The organism is Nocardia callitridis, from assembly GCF_039543305.1.
Lineage (GTDB): Bacteria > Actinomycetota > Actinomycetes > Mycobacteriales > Mycobacteriaceae > Nocardia > Nocardia callitridis.
Window position 1 is genome coordinate 1,402,592 of the sequence record NZ_BAABJM010000002.1, and the last position, 17,851, is coordinate 1,420,442.

At 65.6% G+C, this 17,851-nt stretch carries 13 protein-coding genes and 1 pseudogene; 9 read left to right on the plus strand and 5 right to left on the minus strand.

Annotated features, from left to right (window positions below; translation table 11 throughout):
- Nucleotides 1-236: 236 nt before the first annotated feature.
- Both ABEA50_RS15180 and ABEA50_RS15185 read left to right on the plus strand, forming a co-directional pair.
- Nucleotides 237-968 (plus strand): EamA family transporter, encoded by a 732-nt coding sequence (locus ABEA50_RS15180; protein WP_345496005.1) that lies wholly within the window; start codon nucleotides 237-239, stop codon nucleotides 966-968.
- Between the two features lie 32 nt (nucleotides 969-1,000).
- Nucleotides 1,001-1,381, plus strand: a complete 381-nt coding sequence (locus ABEA50_RS15185) for an ectoine synthase (protein WP_345496006.1) — start codon at nucleotides 1,001-1,003, stop codon at nucleotides 1,379-1,381.
- Nucleotides 1,382-1,430: 49 nt separating this feature from the next.
- Here the strand turns inward: ABEA50_RS15185 and ABEA50_RS15190 are convergent, their stop codons facing one another.
- Nucleotides 1,431-2,030, minus strand: a complete 600-nt coding sequence (locus ABEA50_RS15190; RefSeq protein WP_345496008.1) for a TIGR03086 family metal-binding protein — start codon at nucleotides 2,028-2,030, stop codon at nucleotides 1,431-1,433.
- A gap of 317 nt (nucleotides 2,031-2,347) precedes the next feature.
- Between ABEA50_RS15190 and rph the strand changes: the two genes are divergently transcribed.
- The gene (gene rph, locus ABEA50_RS15195) at nucleotides 2,348-4,975 is read left to right on the plus strand and encodes a rifamycin-inactivating phosphotransferase (protein ID WP_345496009.1); all 2,628 of its coding nucleotides are present in this window, start codon (nucleotides 2,348-2,350) and stop codon (nucleotides 4,973-4,975) included.
- A gap of 486 nt (nucleotides 4,976-5,461) precedes the next feature.
- Here the strand turns inward: rph and hrpB are convergent, their stop codons facing one another.
- The gene (hrpB, locus tag ABEA50_RS15200) at nucleotides 5,462-7,930 is read right to left on the minus strand and encodes an ATP-dependent helicase HrpB (RefSeq protein WP_345496010.1); all 2,469 of its coding nucleotides are present in this window, start codon (nucleotides 7,928-7,930) and stop codon (nucleotides 5,462-5,464) included.
- A gap of 268 nt (nucleotides 7,931-8,198) precedes the next feature.
- On the opposite strand from hrpB, the gene ABEA50_RS15205 reads away from it, so the two are divergent.
- Nucleotides 8,199-8,735 carry a hypothetical protein gene (locus tag ABEA50_RS15205; protein ID WP_345496011.1) on the plus strand — a complete coding sequence of 179 codons (537 nt, stop codon included), beginning with the start codon at nucleotides 8,199-8,201 and terminating at the stop codon, nucleotides 8,733-8,735.
- A 293-nt stretch (nucleotides 8,736-9,028) separates the two neighbouring features.
- A complete protein-coding gene (locus ABEA50_RS15210) occupies nucleotides 9,029-10,561 on the plus strand; it encodes a hypothetical protein (protein ID WP_345496012.1) in 1,533 nt (510 codons plus the stop codon).
- A gap of 15 nt (nucleotides 10,562-10,576) precedes the next feature.
- On the opposite strand, the gene ABEA50_RS15215 is transcribed toward ABEA50_RS15210, so the two are convergent.
- From ABEA50_RS15215 to ABEA50_RS15225, 3 genes are all read right to left on the minus strand, one after another.
- Complete coding sequence (locus ABEA50_RS15215) at nucleotides 10,577-12,583, minus strand: NB-ARC domain-containing protein (protein WP_345496013.1); 2,007 nt, start codon at nucleotides 12,581-12,583, stop codon at nucleotides 10,577-10,579.
- Nucleotides 12,584-13,018: 435 nt separating this feature from the next.
- Nucleotides 13,019-13,339: a hypothetical protein gene (locus ABEA50_RS15220; RefSeq protein ID WP_345496014.1), complete on the minus strand. Its 321-nt coding sequence runs from the start codon at nucleotides 13,337-13,339 to the stop codon at nucleotides 13,019-13,021.
- Nucleotides 13,340-13,431: 92 nt separating this feature from the next.
- On the minus strand, nucleotides 13,432-13,758 hold the full coding sequence (locus ABEA50_RS15225; protein WP_345496630.1) for a hypothetical protein: 327 nt from the start codon (nucleotides 13,756-13,758) through the stop codon (nucleotides 13,432-13,434).
- A gap of 15 nt (nucleotides 13,759-13,773) precedes the next feature.
- Between ABEA50_RS15225 and ABEA50_RS15230 the strand changes: the two genes are divergently transcribed.
- The 4 genes and pseudogenes from ABEA50_RS15230 (at nucleotide 13,774) to ABEA50_RS15245 (ending at nucleotide 17,806) form a co-directional block, all read left to right on the plus strand.
- Entirely contained in the window at nucleotides 13,774-14,628 is an 855-nt protein-coding gene (locus ABEA50_RS15230) for a catalase family peroxidase (RefSeq protein ID WP_345496579.1), read from the plus strand.
- A gap of 17 nt (nucleotides 14,629-14,645) precedes the next feature.
- Nucleotides 14,646-15,179: pseudogene (locus tag ABEA50_RS15235) on the plus strand (cytochrome b); the annotation flags it as partial.
- Nucleotides 15,180-15,618: 439 nt separating this feature from the next.
- Complete coding sequence (locus ABEA50_RS15240) at nucleotides 15,619-16,779, plus strand: iron-containing alcohol dehydrogenase (RefSeq protein WP_345496015.1); 1,161 nt, start codon at nucleotides 15,619-15,621, stop codon at nucleotides 16,777-16,779.
- Between the two features lie 133 nt (nucleotides 16,780-16,912).
- Nucleotides 16,913-17,806: a D-alanyl-D-alanine carboxypeptidase family protein gene (locus ABEA50_RS15245; protein WP_345496016.1), complete on the plus strand. Its 894-nt coding sequence runs from the start codon at nucleotides 16,913-16,915 to the stop codon at nucleotides 17,804-17,806.
- Nucleotides 17,807-17,851 lie beyond the last annotated feature (45 nt).

Consider the following 17,851-nt stretch of genomic DNA (forward strand, 5'->3'; position numbering starts at 1 on the left):
TCACTCGTGCGAGCGACAGGCCCAGTACGGTGCGAGCTGTAGTGGGCCGGTTTCGCCGCCCACCCGCCGCTGTTCTCGTATTGTGCAGCGTTTCGAGCGTCCAATTCGGACAGGCGCTGGGAAAGCAGTTGTTCGACAGCGCAAGTCCCGAAGGCGTGGTTACGCTACGTCTGGTCATTTCCGCGCTTCTCGTGGGAGTCGTGGTCCGACCCGCCCTGCCGCGTACCGCGCGCGAAATGGTACTGACGGTCGGTTTCGGCACGGCGATAGCCGGAATGAACATCGTTTATCTGGCATTGGAGTATCTGCCCGTCGGCGTCGCCGCCACGATTCAGCTGCTCGGCCCTCTGGCGGTTGCCGTGTCTATGTCGCGCAGATATCTGCACATCGCGACCTCCGTGCTGGCACTTGCCGGGCTAGCGTTGTTCGCGGTGCCATCGCTGGTCAGCAGTAACGGGCTGTCCTTGGTGGGAATCGCACTCGCGGCCCTGTCGGCGGTTTCGATGGCGGCCTACGTCTTGCTCAGCAAAATGGCGGGGGCCGCTTCGTCGGACGGTCGGTATCTGGCGCTGGCCCTGATCTGGGCGTCCGCTCTCTGGCTCCCGTTCGGCATCCACTCCGACGGAACAACATTGGTCCGGCCGAGCGTCCTCATCGTAGGTTTCGTCGTCGCGATCCTGTCGGCCGCGGTGCCTTACTCGCTGGAACTGGTCGCCTTGCGCAGCTTGAGCCCCCGCGTAGTCGGCACTCTGCAAAGTCTGGAACCAGCGGTCGGCGCGCTGGCCGGACTGGTCGTGCTCAGCGAACTCCTGACACCCACCCAACTCATCGCCATAGCCTGCGTCACCATCGCATCCATCGCTTCGGTTTCGACTCGCCAACAGCGTCCACCCGATAGCACCGCGACCGCAGGCCTCCCCGACCAACGCGTGTCGCTACAACCGTCGCGCGCGAGCCCTACCCCGTAATCCGCGATAAATAGAGAAACGGAAAGGTAAACATGTTGATCAAGAGCTTGGAAAATATCCTGGATACCGACAGCGATGTCCATGGCGAAGGCTGGGAAAGTCGGCGACTTCTGTTGGCGGACGATGATCTCGGCTACTCGTTTCACGATACCGTTATGCAAGAAGGCGCTATTGTGGAAATGCACTACAAGCACCACATAGAGACCGTCTACTGCCTGTCCGGAGAAGCCGAGGTTACCAACGAAGAATCAGGCGAGGTGCACCACATCACCCCGGGAAAAATGTATGTCTTGAACAAGCACGAACGACACACATTCAAAGCACTGACCGAATTCCGAGATATCTGCGTATTCACGCCCGCACTCAGTGGTCGGGAGACCCACGATGCGGACGGTTCGTACCCACAGGCATGACCCTCTCGGACTCGCGCGACCTGCTGCTCGGCAACCTCGCCCGCACGAATCAGTTGCCCGAAGACGGCGTCCAACCGGGCGATCGTCCGGCGAAGCCGAGCAGGCGGTCCAGAGCCGAGGCGTCCGCGCTGACCGGGACCTCGTGCGCGAACGGCAGGCCCTCGCCGCGGAACTCCGGCTTGATCTGGTCGGCGAGTAGGGAGTACGCGAGCTCCGAGGCGGCGGGGCTCGGGTCCCACTCCTGGCCGGTGGCCCGGGCGAGGTCCCACCCGTGCACGACGGTCTCGGCGGCGAGCATGCTCAGGACGTAGTCGCCCTGGAACGTACCGCCAAGGGCAGGGACCTGAACAAGGACCGATTCGACGCCGTCGGCGAGCGCGGTGCGGACTGTCGTCGACAGCTGCTCGAGTTCCGCGACCAACACCGCCGCCTCGGTGGGGCCGGCGTACGCACGCGGATCCGGGCGCTGATCACCGGCGGGATCGGCGAAGGCGAGGGAGAAATACCCCATCCCGCCGAGCAGATGCTGCCGCAGCGCGACCACGTCCAGGCCGGTGCACGGGGTCGGCGTGTGCTCTTGCTCGGGAGTCGTCGCGACGACGACACGCGCCAGGTTGTCCAGGACGGGAAGGACCGGATGGGAAGACACGCGGATTCCTTATCGATCAGTGAGTGGTTCTCAACCATTTAACACCCGTCACGCAGGACGTCGTTGGGGACCGCGAGGCCGGACCTGCCAGTGGCACAGCCCTGTTCGAACATCATCGCGGAACCATTATCGCGGAAACCAACCTCGTGCACCATACGAGGGCGGGCCGACAGGCCTGACAGAATTCCCTCCCACTTAAATATATAGCCGACCGGGGGTCTTGCCGCAAGGCCCTGGTTGTGGTGCACAATCACCGACCTGACGCAGAATTGGCGGAGCCCCGCCCACACCGACTGTGATCAATAGAGGGAGCAGCAGTGGTTGGTAACGCGAGCAAGACCTCCGCGTCGTCGTTCAGTGAGTACGTACTCGAATTCGAGGAGATCGACCGGAGTCTGGTCGAGGTTGTCGGCGGTAAGGGCGCACAACTCGCGGAACTCTCGCGGATCGAGGGTATTCGGGTACCCGCCGGTTACTGCGTGACCACCGCGGCTTTCCATCGCGTGCTCGATGACGCCTCGTCGCTCGATCAGCTGCTCGATCAGCTCCCGCGATTACGGCCGGGCGACAGGGCAGAGATCGCCGAGCTCAGCGCCCGAGTTCGCACCGTCATCGAAACAACCCCGATCCCTGCGGATTTGGCGCAGGCGGTCATTCGGCCGCTCGGCCGCTCGAACGAGCAGACCGCGTACGCCGTTCGCTCGAGTGCCACCGCGGAGGACTTGCCGACCGCGTCCTTCGCGGGTCAGCAGGACACGTATTTGAACGTGATCGGACCCGAGTCCGTTCTCGAACACATTCGGCGGTGTTGGGCGTCGCTGTTCACCGAGCGCGCCGTCACCTACCGGCTGCGCAACGACTTCGACGGCCGCAAGGTCCACATGGCCGTTGTCGTGCAACAGATGGTGGCACCGCAAGCGTCCGGCATTCTCTTCACCGCCGACCCGGTGACGTCGAATCGCAGGATCACCAGCATCGAGGCGAGCTTCGGCCTCGGAGAAGCCCTGGTTTCCGGTGTAGTGAACCCGGACGTCTTCCAGGTACGCGACGGCGCGATCATCGACAAGACCATCGCCGCAAAACAATTGGCGATTTACGCCGCCGCGGGAGGCGGGACGCGGCAGGAAACGCTCGGGCCGGATACGCAGCGGCAACCCGCGTTGCGCGATGCGCAGGTGGTGACGCTCGACCGGCTCGCTCGCCGCATCGAACAACACTTCGGTCGCCCGCAGGACATCGAATGGTGCCTGGTCGACGGTGCGTTCCAGTTCGTGCAGAGCAGGCCGATCACCACACTGTTCCCCATCCCGGAAACCGAGAAGACCGGCAACCGGCTCTATGTGTCGGTCGGTCACCAACAGATGATGACCGACCCCTTTCGGCCGCTGGGCCTGTCGTTCTGGCAGATGACCACGCCCGCACCCATGGCGGAGGCGGGCGGCCGACTGTTCGTCGATGTCACCGAACGATTGGCGACACCATCCACCCGCGCGGGGCTCCTCGAAGCGTTCCGCACCCACGATCCTCTGCTCAGAGACGCACTGGATACGGTTTTGGACCGCGGTTTCCTTCCGACGGCGCCGGAACCCACCGACGCACCGCCGACAACCACCGGCGATCCCACGCCGATCGAGCCGGACCCGGCGATCCCCGTCGAGCTGATCGCGCGCAACCAGGAATCGCTGGCCGTCGCGGAGCGCAACATCGCGACCAAGCGGGGAGCGGCGGTGTTCGACTTCATCCTGGAAGACTTCCAGGAACTGCGACAACGCCTGTTCGACCGAGAAGGCCACACGGTGTTCATGGCAGCGATGGATGCCGCGCAATGGCTCAACGACCACCTGCACACCTGGTTGGGCGACGACAACGCGGCCGACGTGCTCACCCAGTCCGCCCCCAACAACGTCACCTCGGAGATGGGCCTCGCACTGCTGGAGGTGGCCGATGTGATCCGCCCGCACCCGCAGGTCGTGGCGTTTCTGCGCACCGTCGAGGACGACGACTTCCTGGACCGACTCCCCGCCCTCGACGGCGGTAGCCGAGCACGAGAGGCGATTCGGGACTACCTCCACAAGTACGGCATGCGTTGCGTCGGCGAAATCGACATCACCCGACCACGGTGGAGCGAGCATCCCAGCACCCTCGTCCCGCTGATTCTCACCAATATCGAGAACTTCGAACCCGGTGCGGGCCAACACCGTTTCGACCAAGGACGCGAGGAAGCACGGCGGCATGAGCAACAGTTGCTCGAACGGCTGCGTGCCGTACCGGACGGGGAACAGAAGGCCGCACAGGTGAAGTCGAAGATCGACCTCATGCGGACCTACATCGGCTATCGCGAGTATCCCAAGTACGGCATGGTCAGCCGCTACCTGATCTACAAGCGCGCCATGCTGCGCGAAGCGCAACGCCTGGTCGGGGACGGTGTCCTCCTCGACGCGGAAGACATTTTCTACCTGCGGTTCTCGGAACTGCACGAGGTCGTACGCCAAGGCGCGGCCGACTACCAACTCATCGATGAACGCAAAGCGGCGTTCGAGGGACACCGTGCGCTCACGCCGCCGCGAGTGCTCACCTCCGAAGGCGAGGCGTTGTCCGGCTCATATCGGCGAGACAACGTGCCCGCCAACGCATTACCCGGTCTCGCCGTGTCTGCCGGAGACGTCGAGGGACGCGCCCGCGTTGTCTCCGACCTCAGCCAAGCCGATCTCGAAGCAGGCGACATCCTTGTCACCGCTTTCACCGACCCCAGCTGGACGCCCGCCTTCGTCACGATCAAAGCCCTGGTCACCGAGGTAGGCGGCATGATGACCCACGGCGCGGTCGTCGCGCGCGAGTACGGACTGCCCGCCGTCGTCGGGGTCGACAGTGCCACCCGGTTGATTCGCGACGGGCAGCGCATCAGGGTGCATGGGACGAGCGGATATGTCGAGTTCCTCGACTGACGTAACTCGTGCTCGATTCCTCCACCGGCCTCGGATGTCACGGGAGGTCGTGCCGGAACGCAGAGGGGACGCCGAAGCCGAAGCCCCTGTCGCGCGGGGCCGACCGGCACGCCGGTTCGTTGTGACCGCGAGTCCGTCGCTGGGCCGATCGATCAAGCGGGGTGCGACGGGTTCTCGTCCAATGCGAAAGCACAGGATCGACTTCCGGAAACCGGCGTGTACATCGAAGACTTTGTCCGGCACTACTTTTTGATGGAGAACCGGAGGCGCAGCCGTGTTCGAATCGCCAGCCGTGAACGTGGCGTGCAATCCCCCACAGACGTTACGACCGGGAACGAAGCAGTGAAATGGTCACCGTGGGAGTGGGTTTGAGGCCGAGCACGAAGAGGGAAGTTTCGGTTGAGAGCACGCGACCCGCACCGATATAGCGGTCAGCGAATCCATCGGCGGGCTGCTGAGGAACCTGGTCGTGGCGCCGAAACAGCACTAATCGCGTCGTGCGTTGCGCGCGGTGCCCCGGTGGGCGGGGACCGTGGTGGGGTCTTGCGGCCACGCGTGCTTGGGGTAGCGGCCGCGTAGGTCGGCGCGGACCTGGGGCCAGCCGGTGCGCCAGAAGGAGGCAAGGTCGGCGGTGACCGCGACCGGGCGTCGGGCGGGTGAAAGTAGGTGCAGCACGATCGGGACACGGCCGTCGGCGAGGCGGGGTGTGTCGGTCCAGCCGAGGACTTCCTGCACTTTGACCGCAAGTATCGGTGATTCGGTCGAGTAGTCGACACGGGGGTGGCTGCCGGAGGGGACTTCCAGGCGTTCGGGCGCGAGTTCGTCCATTCGGGCCGCCCCGGGCCATGGCAGGAGGCGACGCAGCGCTTGACCCGCGTCGACGCGTTCGAGGTCGGCGCGGCGGCGGGCGGTGGCGAGTTCGGGGCCGAGCCACCTATCCGCCGCCGCGAGCAACGATTCGTCGTCGACCGGCGGCCAAGGAGCACCGAGCGCGTGGTGCAAGAAGGCGAGGCGTTGCCGTAAGGAGATTGCGCCCGAATTCCAGTGCAAAACATCTGGTCCGACTTCCCGAAACCCGCGATGCACCGCGGCACTGAGCAATTCAGGATCGGGGTCACGTATCGGCTTCTCCGACAACAGGATCGCGCCCAGGCGCTCGACCCGCCGGACCACCACATCGCCGTCCACCCAATCGACCTCGTCGACGGTCGTCAGCAAGTTCGAGGCGGCACGGCGGGCCAGCTGTTCATCGGCGGCCGCGGCAAGCCGAATCATCCCGTCGGATCGACCGGGATCGCGCGTCGCCACGCCCACCGCCAGCCACCGCGCGTCGCCTGTTCCCGAACCGGGCGGCAGGGTCACCGCGGTGCCACCGACCATGAGGTAGCTCGTGGAACCCGGTCCACGCTGGCGCGCCAACCGTTCCGGGTAGGCCAGTGCCACAACGAAAGCCGGGTCATCGGGGCCGTCCGAACCGCCCGAACCGTTGGAGCGGTTGGAGCTCTCGACCGAGCGAGCCAAGCGTTCGACTTCTTGTCGCCATCGTGCCGGTCGGTCGCGCCGCAATACCCGTAAACCGGCACCGAGGTCCGCGCCGGAGATCAGGGTGTCGTCGTCGAGAATCGCAACCACTTCGGCAGCCGCATGCGCACCGACCTCGGCCGCCGCGTCGAGCAATGCTCTGGCCAATCGTGGGTGCAGGCCGACCGTGGCGATCCGCCGTCCACGGTCGGTCACAGCGCCGTCTTCGTTGACAGCACCCAACGCGCGCAATACTTCTCGGCCAGCAGCCAGCCCGCCCGACGGCGGCGCGTCCCACCAGGCGAGACCTTGCCCATCGGCCGTGCCCCAGCACGCCAGTTCCAACGCCAATCGGGTCAGATCCGCCGTCCGAATCTCCGGCACCGGATAGGCGGACAGCGTGCCGTGCTCGTATTCCGGCCAGCATCGCCACACGCGCCCTGGTGCCTCACGCCCGGCCCGTCCCGCACGCTGCTCGGCCACGGCCGCCGAAACCCGCACTGTCGCAAGGCCGGAAAGTCCTCGCCCACGATCGATGCGTGGCACCCGAGCCAGACCCGAATCCACCACCGCCCGCACGCCCGGCACCGTCAAACTGGATTCCGCCACCGCCGTGGACAGCACCACTCGCCGTCGCGACCCCGGACGTAACGCTGTGTCCTGCGCTGCCGCGGACAGCCTGCCGTGTAACGGAACCACATCGACGCCGTCGATATTGTCGAGCAGCGCTGTGGTCCTCCGGATTTCGGCGGCACCAGGCAGGAAAACCAGCACGTCCCCCTCGGTTCCGGCCAGCGCTTGCCTGGTGGCGCGGGCCACCTGCGCCTCGACCCGTTCCCGCGGCAACACGGGAACATACGTCGTGTCCACGGGGTACGTTCTGCCGTGAACCTGAATGACCGGTGCCGCGTCATTCCCGCCCAATAGATCCGAAAGCCGTTCCGCCGCAACGGTAGCCGATGTAGCAAGTACCCGAAGGTCCGGCCGCAACCCGGCCCTGGCGTCGAGCAGCAACGCCAACAGGAGATCCGCGTCGAGATGACGCTCATGGCACTCGTCGAGCACCACCACATCCACCCCCGCCAACTCGGGATCGCCCTGCAACCGCCGCACCAGCAACCCGGACGTGACGACCTCGACCAGGGTCCGTTTCCCCACCCGCCGATCTCCACGCACCGAATACCCCACGGTCTCCCCCACCGATTCCCCCAACAAGGCAGCCATTCGTCCGGCCGCGGCCCGAGCCGCCAACCGTCGAGGCTCGGCTACCAACACCCGCCCCGAGGTCCCCGCCGCCAACGCCAACGGCACCAGCGTCGTCTTCCCGGTCCCCGGCGGCGCGACCAGCACCGCGGTGTCCCGCTCGGCCAATGTCTCGACAATGCGATCGAGAAAGCCACGGACCGGCAGATCGGGAAGTTCAGGCAGTTTCATCGTCCACCAGTCTGCCGCCTCGGCGCGGTGAACCACGGCAGCACCCTGGTGGTGACCATCGGCCCCCGCGTTGGCTGTGGTGCGGATCGGCTTCAGACCGAGCGCACCAGCTGACGCACCGTCGAGAGGTCCGGCTGTGCGGCCTCGATGACGGCTCCGACGACCCGCTCCACCGCCTCCGGCACGAGCGCAGTTTTCGTAGGTACCGCTGCTCGTCGGGAACTGCTGTGTCTTCGAGACCGACGCGGTTTGGTAGATTGCGGGCCTTGTGGGATCTATAGCGCCCTGGTGGGGGTCGAGTGTCATCGCGCTCGGTGGTGCGGCGTTCACCGCTGCGCTGGGAGCGGTCTTCACGATCCTGAGCAGGCGCACCGAGACGCGGCGACTGTCCAGGGAGGACCGACTCTCGGCTTACCGCCGCCTCGCCAAGGCAGCGCGCACACTGGCGAAAACAGTGGTGTGGCCGACTGATCCCGAGGCCATGGCGGCGGAACGGAACGACGTACTCGAGATCGCCGAAGAAGTAGCTTTTCTCGGCTCCGCACGTGTCAATGCCGCAGTGGAGACATTGGTGATCGCCACCGAAGCACACTGCACCCTGATCGCCGAAATCCGCGAAGACAGCGATCCCGCGCATCGGGGCGGGATCGATCGACGATTCCAGGCGAAGTACTCGACGTCGGTGACGGAATTACGCGGTGCCATCGATGATTTCACGCGCGCGGGCCGGGCCGAGCTGGAGATCCGCGGCGCGTACCGTCCTATTGAAAGCGCCGGAGATCAGACCGCCGACGGCACCCCATGACCGCCGAACACCCTACTGCGGATACCACGACGGAACCACGAATCCCCCACGCTGCTGGTACAATTGGACAGTCAGCCGCAGTCAGCCGCAGTCAGCCGCAGTCAGCCGCAGTCAGCCGCAGTCAGCCGCAGTCAGCCGCAGTCAGCCGCAGTCAGCCGCAGTCAGCCGCAGTCAGCCGCAGCTGGGCGACCATCGATGTCGGCTATCGTGTTCTCGCCGTAACCAGGACGGTTACTTCTCTCGACCGCATCCTCGACATTCTTCCCGCACTCGCCGGCGATCTCCGGATCGAGGTGTACTTCACCGTCGATGCGGGATCGGAGTTCAGTTCCGGTGTAGCAGAACATATTCGGAATATCGGTGCGCGCATTGTCTCGTGGGACGAGGCGAAGCGGACCCGCTTTCAGCTGATCGTCGCCGCCAGCGACAACAGTGATCTGCACGAGCTCGACGGCCCGCTGTTCCTCACCCCGCACGGCGCCGGATACCAGAAGTATTCGCCGCACTCCGACCCCGCCACGGGCGCACGCACGCTGTCCGGATTCGCCCCGTCCGCGTTGTGGCACAACGGTATTCCCGTTCCGGCGCGCATCGGGTTGTCACACGAGAATCAGCGCGCGCACCTGACGGCCGTCGCGCCCGAGCTTCTCGATCGAACCGTCGTGATCGGCGACCCCTGCCTGGACCGGCTGACCGCGCTGACCCGCGACCGCGACCGCCTACGCCGCCAGCTGGGGCTGCGACGAGGGCAATCGCTCATCGTGGTGACCTCGACCTGGGGCGCGAACTCGACGATCGGCCAGTGGCCATCGCTACCCGCGGACCTGCTCGCACAGCTGCCGCACGACGAGTTCCGCGTCGCGGCGATCCTGCACCCGAATATCTGGACCTACCACGGCGCTTGGCAAATACGACAGTGGCTTGCCCGAGCTCGCGACGCCGGACTGATCCTGGTCGAAGCGACCGGACCGTGGAAATCTCTGCTGGCGGCGGCGGATTGTGTCATCGGCGACCACGGCAGCCTTTCGGCGTACAGCACCGGCCTGCTGCGACCGCTGATGCTCGCGGCGTTCGGCACCGCCGAGGTGCCACCGAACACCTCGATGTTCGAACTCGGCCAACGGCTTCCACATCTTGCCCACGACCGGCCGCTCGCCCCGCAGATTCGCGATGCCATCGACTCGGTCGACGATCCCCTGCTCGAACGACTCGCCGATCAGGTATTCGAGCACCGGGGCGCGTCCCAAACACGTGCGCGCACAGTGATGTACGAGTTGTTGAACCTGACGCCGCCGCCGTGGTCGCCGCTGGTGCCGGTACCGGAGCACCCCGAGCCACTGCCGGGTACCGTGCCGCGCGCGTTCCGTGTCGCGGTCGAGATCGACCACCGCTCGGGCGAGCACCGCACCCTCACCCTGCGTCGTTATCCCGCGATACTGGACAACCCCGCCGAACACCAGCACGGTAATCACCTGGTCGTCGCGTCGAACGAACCCGACGAACGGCTTGCCCAGAATGCCGCCATCGTGGTCGCCGACACCTCGATGACCGTCGACACGGCATACGACTGGGCAGCCGAAACCTTGGGCGAACTACCCGGTTGCCGGATCGCCGCCGCTGCCAGCGACGACGGCACCCTGTTCGCACTGCTGCGCGACGGCAGGACGATTAGCGCCCGTGCCATCGACGCACCCTGCGATCCGCACGTCCTCGCCTCCGCGCTCCACTACCACCTGAGCAACCAAGCTCAGGGCGATACTTCACCAACCCTGTTGATTACCACCGGTTCGCAACGGGCCACGATCGAATTCCACGCACTGCCCTAGTCCAGCGACAACCGCCTACGTCGACAGTCCCTCCAGATGCCGCTCCCACTGCGCCAATTCCGGCGAACCACTCTGTCGATGCAGCTGCACCACTTGCTCCACGTAGCCCCGCACCACATCCGGCGCTTCGATCCCGGAAGCGATATCGGCGAGCAATTCCAGCGGATCGGCCAGCAGCATGCTCTGCCCCAACTCGGCCGCGAAATCGCGGGCGGCGTGCAAGCTCGCCACCGCCTCCTGTCGCTGGCCGAGCGCGATCTGCACCTTCGCCCGACTGAACGCGATTCGCGACGCCGTGCGTGCGTCGTCGAATGGCACAATCAGCCTGGCAGCACGGTCGAAGGCGACAAGCGCCTGCGTCCCACGTCCGAGTTTGCCGAGGCATCGACCACGAAATTGCGACTGCAACGCGATCCCGCGCTCGTCGCCGAGCCGCTCGTTGATCGCGAGCGACTGTTCGAACGACTCGAGCGCATTGTCGTAGCGACCCTGCTGGAAGTTGTTCTGACCGACGAAGTCCAGGACGGATGCGAACAGCGGACCGTTCTCCGCTCGACTCGACTCCGTAGCGCGGCCGAGATCCGCTTCTGCGGCCACAAAATCACCGGACTCCCAGAAAGCCCGCGCCCGCAGACACAACATCCGCGCCTCGGCCGCTCGATCTCCGTCCGCGACAGCTGCCGCCACGGCGAGATCGGCCGCTTCCCGCTGCGCTTGCCGACGCGGGTGGGTGCTGTAGAACGGCCACATCGCCTGGAACAGCTTCCACACCAGCGAATGTTGCTCCTGCGCAGCCGCCTGACGCAGCACCGCGAGCAAATCGTCGTGCTTGCCAACGAACCATGCCATGGCCGCCGCCGGCGAGCCGAATGCACGCGCCTGTGGGGAAGGCCGCACGTCACCGACCCGAAACCGCTCCTTGCCGAGAGCGAAGTCGCCCGCGATCGCGTCCTGCAGCCACGCGTTCATCGCCCGCACGACCGCACGGTCCAACTCCGTCGGATCAGCTTCCCGCGCCGCGACGAGCCGAGCGTGCCGCCGCACCAGATCCAGCATCCCGAACTCGTCGCCCAACTGCTCCAGGAGGTGCTCGCCGACCAAAGTCTCTCGTGACTGCGCGATTTCGCGGATCGTCAGGTCCAGAGCCGCCGCGATGATCCGCTCCGACATCATGCGCCCCGGCAGCTGCCCCAGTACGCGATACAGCACCGCCGCCTCGGGCGGCAACCGGTCGTAGACATCGGCGAACAAGCCGATCAACTCTCGGTCCAGCAACCTCAACGACTCCGTCGAGGCCGCGAATGACGTGCGGCTGTCGAGATTCTCGACCAGCTCCTCCAGCGAAGGACCGCGCCCCGACCGCAGATGGCCTGCGAGGATACGGATGATGCCCGGCGAGCCGTCGACCAACGCCACCAAACGCCAAACCAGATCAGGGTGCGTGGCCGCCTGCTCGACACCCAACCGTGTGAGCAGCTCCGCACCGTACTCGGCGGCCAAGCCCAGGACCCGATGCACGATTGCCCCGTCGTCGCCCAATTCCGTCAGCGCAGTCTCACTCACCGCAATGACCAGCGCGTGCGGCGAATTGGGCAGCAATATCGAGACCTGCCCCGCATCGGAGACGCCGTCGAGCAGCAGCAGGACGCGCTTACCCTCGGTCACCGCCCGGAATCTGCGTGCTTTGCCAGCCAAATCGTCTGGTATCCAGCGTTTTTCGACCCCAAGATCGCTCAGCACACCGGCGAGCACGTCATCCAAAGGCACCGCACCACCGTGGCGCGAGGACTGGAAATCGATCGAGAGTCCGATATCGAACTGCTCGCGTAGGTCGGTGGCGATCCGACGCATCAGCATCGTCTTGCCGATCCCGGACAGCCCGTACAGAGCTACGGTCGCCGGTGTGTTCCGCACGTTTTCGGCGGCCGCGCGGACCATCGCCAGCACCTGATCCCGGTCGACGAACAACGCGGGCGGTGGTTCGATGGTCCAGGTCGTGAGGCCCTGCCCCGTCACCGTCACACCGGGCACCACCCCCCGGTCACGATCGAATTCCCCTTGATCCCGTACCAACGACAATTCCGCACTCCCCCAATCACTTCACGGTCGGCCATGGGCCGCCCACTCTACCGAACACCGACAGCACGTGCGGCGATCCAGAGCCCCCGACCCGCCCCCTGCCTGGCGTGCGACCTGTGCGGTTCCGCAGGTCGCGGCAGGCCGCCGTGCCACTCGTCGACGAGCCGGACACATCCGTGACACGACCGACCATCATCCAACGGCACGCCGTCGCAGGTCCGCTATCGCGAAGATCAGCGAGAGCACCACCATGACGAGGCGGACCGGAAGTGCCGCGGCGAGCGCGTGGTCGGTTCGTCCGGTTCCCGAATCGGAGGCCGCGAGATACGACCCGGAGACACCCGTCAACGCGACCGTCGCCGAAAGTCGCTGCGCCAGTTACGGAAACCCGGCCGCCACGCCATTCGCCCCGTTCAGCACGTATTCCAATGTCATCGCCCGGTTCGGCGCGTCCACGAACCCGCTCGCGGTCCCCGAGACCACCGACAGCGCTGCTACCACGCCGAAAACCACAGGCCAAGGGACAATTTCGAACGCGAGAAGGTACCCGGCCACCACACCGCACCGCACCATCAACGCGCAGACCACGGTCGCGCGCCCGAACCGTGTGACGACGGGCCGACCGGACCCCGAGGCCACCGCCATAGCCGCCGAACCACCGATCATCACCAGCGCGGCCTGGATCGCGCCGCGTCCCATCACAGCGAGGTCCTCGAACCGCAGAGCGTTGCTGGATATTCGTCTATTCGCGTGCGACGCGTAGTCGGGTACCTCCGAGCGTCACTGATCCGTCACAATTCGGGCGTCACTCGAGCCGACATCTCGACATAAGGTTGTGGACGAAAGAGATTCGGCCACCATTCTACTGATTTCACCGGGTACGAGACGCCGTTGTCGTTCCCGTAGACAGAGGACTCCGCATGCCCGATGACGGGAAAGTGACGCTGAACAGGCGCACGATATTCAGTGCACTGGCGATCGGCGGTGTGGGAGCGCTCGGCGTCGGTGGTTTTCTCGCCACCGAGAACAGGATCGGGCCGCACCGGCTCACCGCTCGGGCGATTATCGACCGGTTCCAGAACACGGCTGGGGTTTTTCCAGGTTTTCGCCGCAATCACGCCAAAGGCCTTGCGATCGAAGGATATTTCGAGAGCAATGGGACGGGTACCGAATTATCCCGAGCATCCGTATTCGAGCCGGGGCGATATCCGGTGCGCGGGCGATTCTCGCTGTCGGGTGGAAACCCGCACGTGGCAGACGATTCGAGCGTAGTCCGTGGCCTCGCCCTCCGCATCGATCTGCCAAACAGCGAACAGTGGCGACTGGCGACTATCAATCTGCCGGTTTTCCTCGACCCCACCCCGCAGGATTTCTACGACAGAATGCTGGCCTTCGCCGCGGATCCTGCCACAGGTAAACCGGATGCCGACCGAAAATCGCACTACCTCGCAACTCACCCACGTACCGCCGCCGCGATGGCGATCACGAAAACGGAGCCTGTAGCACCAACTTTCGCGTCGTCGACCTTCCGCGGTTTGAACGCGTTCGAGTTCACCGATACCACGGGTCGCACCATTCCGGTCCGGTGGACCTTGATCCCGGAAACCACCGCGACACCGGCACCTGGTCGCGGACCCGACTATTTATTCGACCAACTGAAAATGGATATCCGAGCAGCACCCTGCCGCTGGGCACTGACCATCGTCGTGGGCGTGCCGGGAACCGACCGCACCGACGACGCCACCGTGGCCTGGCCGGACTCCCGGCGAACGGTCACGGTCGGTACTCTCGTGTTGACCGGAATCGCTACGGCAACAGCGGATTCCGTTCGTGAGACCAATTTCGATCCACTGGTACTTCCCGACGGCATCGCGCCATCGGACGACCCTTTGCTCGCGGCGCGCTCGGCCGCGTACGCCGAATCGTTCCGTCGCCGTTCGGGTGAGGGTGACGGGCGCGGCGCGATCGAAGCGGGCGGCGCGGCATGACCGCCACAACGACTTCCGTGACCGAGCCCGCAACCTCGCCCGTCCCCCGTTTCGGGGTGGTGGCCCGCCTGCTGCACTGGACGATGGCCGTACTGGTCGTATTCATGCTGTTCCTCGGCGCGACCCTGGTCGGTGCGCTCGGCAATTACCCGCGTGCGTTGCTACTGCACGAGTCCGTCGGCATCGCGATCCTGGTGCTCGCCCTCATTCGCATCGGCAACCGATTGCGCCGCTCGCCACCCCCACCGCCCGCGTCGATCGCGAAACCGGAACGCATCGTGGCCACCGCCTCCGAATTCCTGATGTACGTGCTCTTCGTCACCCAACCGATCGTCGGCTGGGCACTGGTCTCCGCCTCCGGCATACCGATTCACGTGTTCGGCGGCCTACGCCTGCCCGCCATCACCCCGACGAACGCGTACCTTTACCACGTCCTGCGCGAGCTACACGCGGTGCTCGCCTTCGCTCTGCTCGCGGTCTTCGTCGCCCACATGTGCGCTGTCCTGGCCCACACCCTGATCCTGCACGACCGGCTACTGAGCCGCATGCTGTTCCCGCTGCGCCCCCGCGATCCTCGATCAGAGCGAACGAAGCTGGCCGCACAACAGCGACACGGCGCTGCCGCAGCCGACGAACCCACCGAGACGCCGCCCGCACCGTCCGCCGATATTGACGGATCTACCTGAGCAATCACGGTAGGCCGCAGTGTATTTCACATCGGGACGAGGCCGGATCGGTTGACCGAGGAATCACCCGTCCGCTGGGGTCCTGTCTCGTTCAGCGCGACGAGCGACCGAAGACCTGCCGCGCATGTTCGGTGTCTGCCCCGAAGACGCACACGGGATCTGCCGCCACCCGTTACCCTCGCTCGACGCGCTGCCACGGGTCGATTCCGCCGCCCGACCGAGCACAGCTCACCGAAAAGGGCCGACTCGACCCGCCACGGCGGCGCCGAACCCGGCTACGCGCGGCACAATGAAGGATTCCACGATGAGTACTCAGGTAGCACTCCCCCGCTTCACCCGCATCGGTGCGGGGGCCATCGAAGACATCGGCGGCGTCATCGACCAGTTGGGCGTGCGACGCCCACTACTGGTCACCGACAAATACCTGACCTCGACCGGTGTGGTGGATCGGGTACTCGAAATCCTGCGCGCGGCAGGCAAGGACCCCGCGGTGTTCGATGACACCGTCCCCGACCCCACCACCGATTCACTGACGCCCGGTCTACGTGCCGTGTCCGAGCACCGCGCCGACTCGGTGATCGGCTTCGGTGGCGGCAGCCCCATCGACACCGCCAAAGCGCTCGCCGTGTTGTCCATCCAGGGTGGCCACATGCGCGACTACAAGGCGCCGCGCGTGTACACCGGACCGGCACTGCCGATTATCGCCATTCCCACGACCGCCGGAAGTGGTTCCGAGGCAACGCAGTTCACGATTATCAGCGACAGCGCATCGGACGAGAAGATGCTGTGTATCGGGCTCTCATTTCTGCCGATCGCTACCGTCATCGACTACGAACTGACCGTGACGATGCCGCCGAGGCTCACCGCCGACACCGGGATCGACGCGCTCACGCATGCGATCGAAGCCTACGTGAGCAAGAAGGCCAATCCCCTTTCCGACGGCCTCGCCCTCGCCGCGATTCGCACCATCGGTCAGCAACTGCGCACCGCGTACGCCGACGGCACCGATACCGTCGCCCGCAATGCGATGATGACCGCCGCCACCCAGGCCGGGATGGCGTTCTCCAACTCCAGCGTCGCGCTCGTGCACGGCATGAGCAGACCGATCGGCGCGCACTTCCACGTCGCGCACGGCTTGTCGAACGCGATGCTGCTGCCAGCCATCACCACTTTCTCGGTGCCGGGCAACGAAATTCGGTACGCCGACTGCGCCCGCGCGTTCGGTGCGGCCACCGTGTCGACCGCCGACTCCGACGCAGCACAATCGTTGGTCGACGCATTGTCCGAGCTGTGCCGCGACCTGAAAGTGCCGACTCCGAGCGTATTCGGCATCGACCGTGCACGGTGGGACGCACTGACCCCGCTCATGGCCCGTCAGGCACTCGATTCGGGATCGCCCGCCAACAACCCGGTCGTGCCGACGGCCGCGCAAATCGAGGCCCTCTACGCCGAGGTCTTCGACTGACCAGCAAGTCACCACCGGCTCTTCGGCTCGAACAAGCGGGCAGCTCGGCCCGATGATCATTCGCCGCGCCGCAGAAACCCTCTGACCACCGCAAATCCCACCAAACGACGAATTCGGCCGACAGAATATGCCGATGCGAACCTATGCCCGCAGCGTGCTGGCAACCCTCACCGGAATACTCGTCGTCTGCACCCCTGTCGCCGCAGCCGCACCCCAGGCACCGTTTCCGCTGAGTCTGCAACCGGACGACGTGCGGGCGCCCGCAGCCGCACTGGCCGAAGCCAATACCGGGCTGATCGTGTGGTCGCGACAGCAGGATGCCCGCGTCCCGATCGCCAGTATCACCAAGGTCATGACCGCGGTGGTCGTCCTCGAATCGGGTGACCTCGATCGACCGATCACGGTGTCGCACAGCGCCGTCGACTACGCGGCCACCCACGGCGGAAGTACCGCGGGTCTCGCTCCCGGCGAAGTGCTCACCGCCCGCCAACTGCTCTACGCATTGATGCTGCCCTCGGCCTGCGACGCCGCCTACGCACTCGCCGAGGCCTACGGACCCGGCCAAGACGGCTTCCTCGCCAAGATGAACGCCACCGCGCAACGCCTCGGCATGTCGAACACGTATTTCAGCGACCCCAGCGGCCTCCCCGTCCCCGACGACTATTCCACCTACTCCACCCCCGCCGACCTGTTGAAACTCGGCCGACACGCGATGACCAACCCGATCTTCCGTGACATCGCGCAATCCCCGATCCACCACCAGCCCGCTGGGCCCGCCAATCGGCACCACGTCTGGGAGAGCACCAACGGCCTCCTCGGCGAATACCCCGGCGCCACCGGCATCAAGACCGGATCCACCGACGCCGCCGGGACCTGCCTACTGTTCGAAGCCACCCGTGGCGGACAACGATTGATCGGCGTGGTCCTCAACAGCTCCCCCAACGACCTGGGAGCCGCGACCGCCGACGCCTCGCGCATCATGGACTGGGGGTTCCTCCCGATCCTCAGCTCGCTGCCGATCGGCTGACCGAGACAACACCGCCGAACCGGCAATACGGGGCGTCTTGATTCG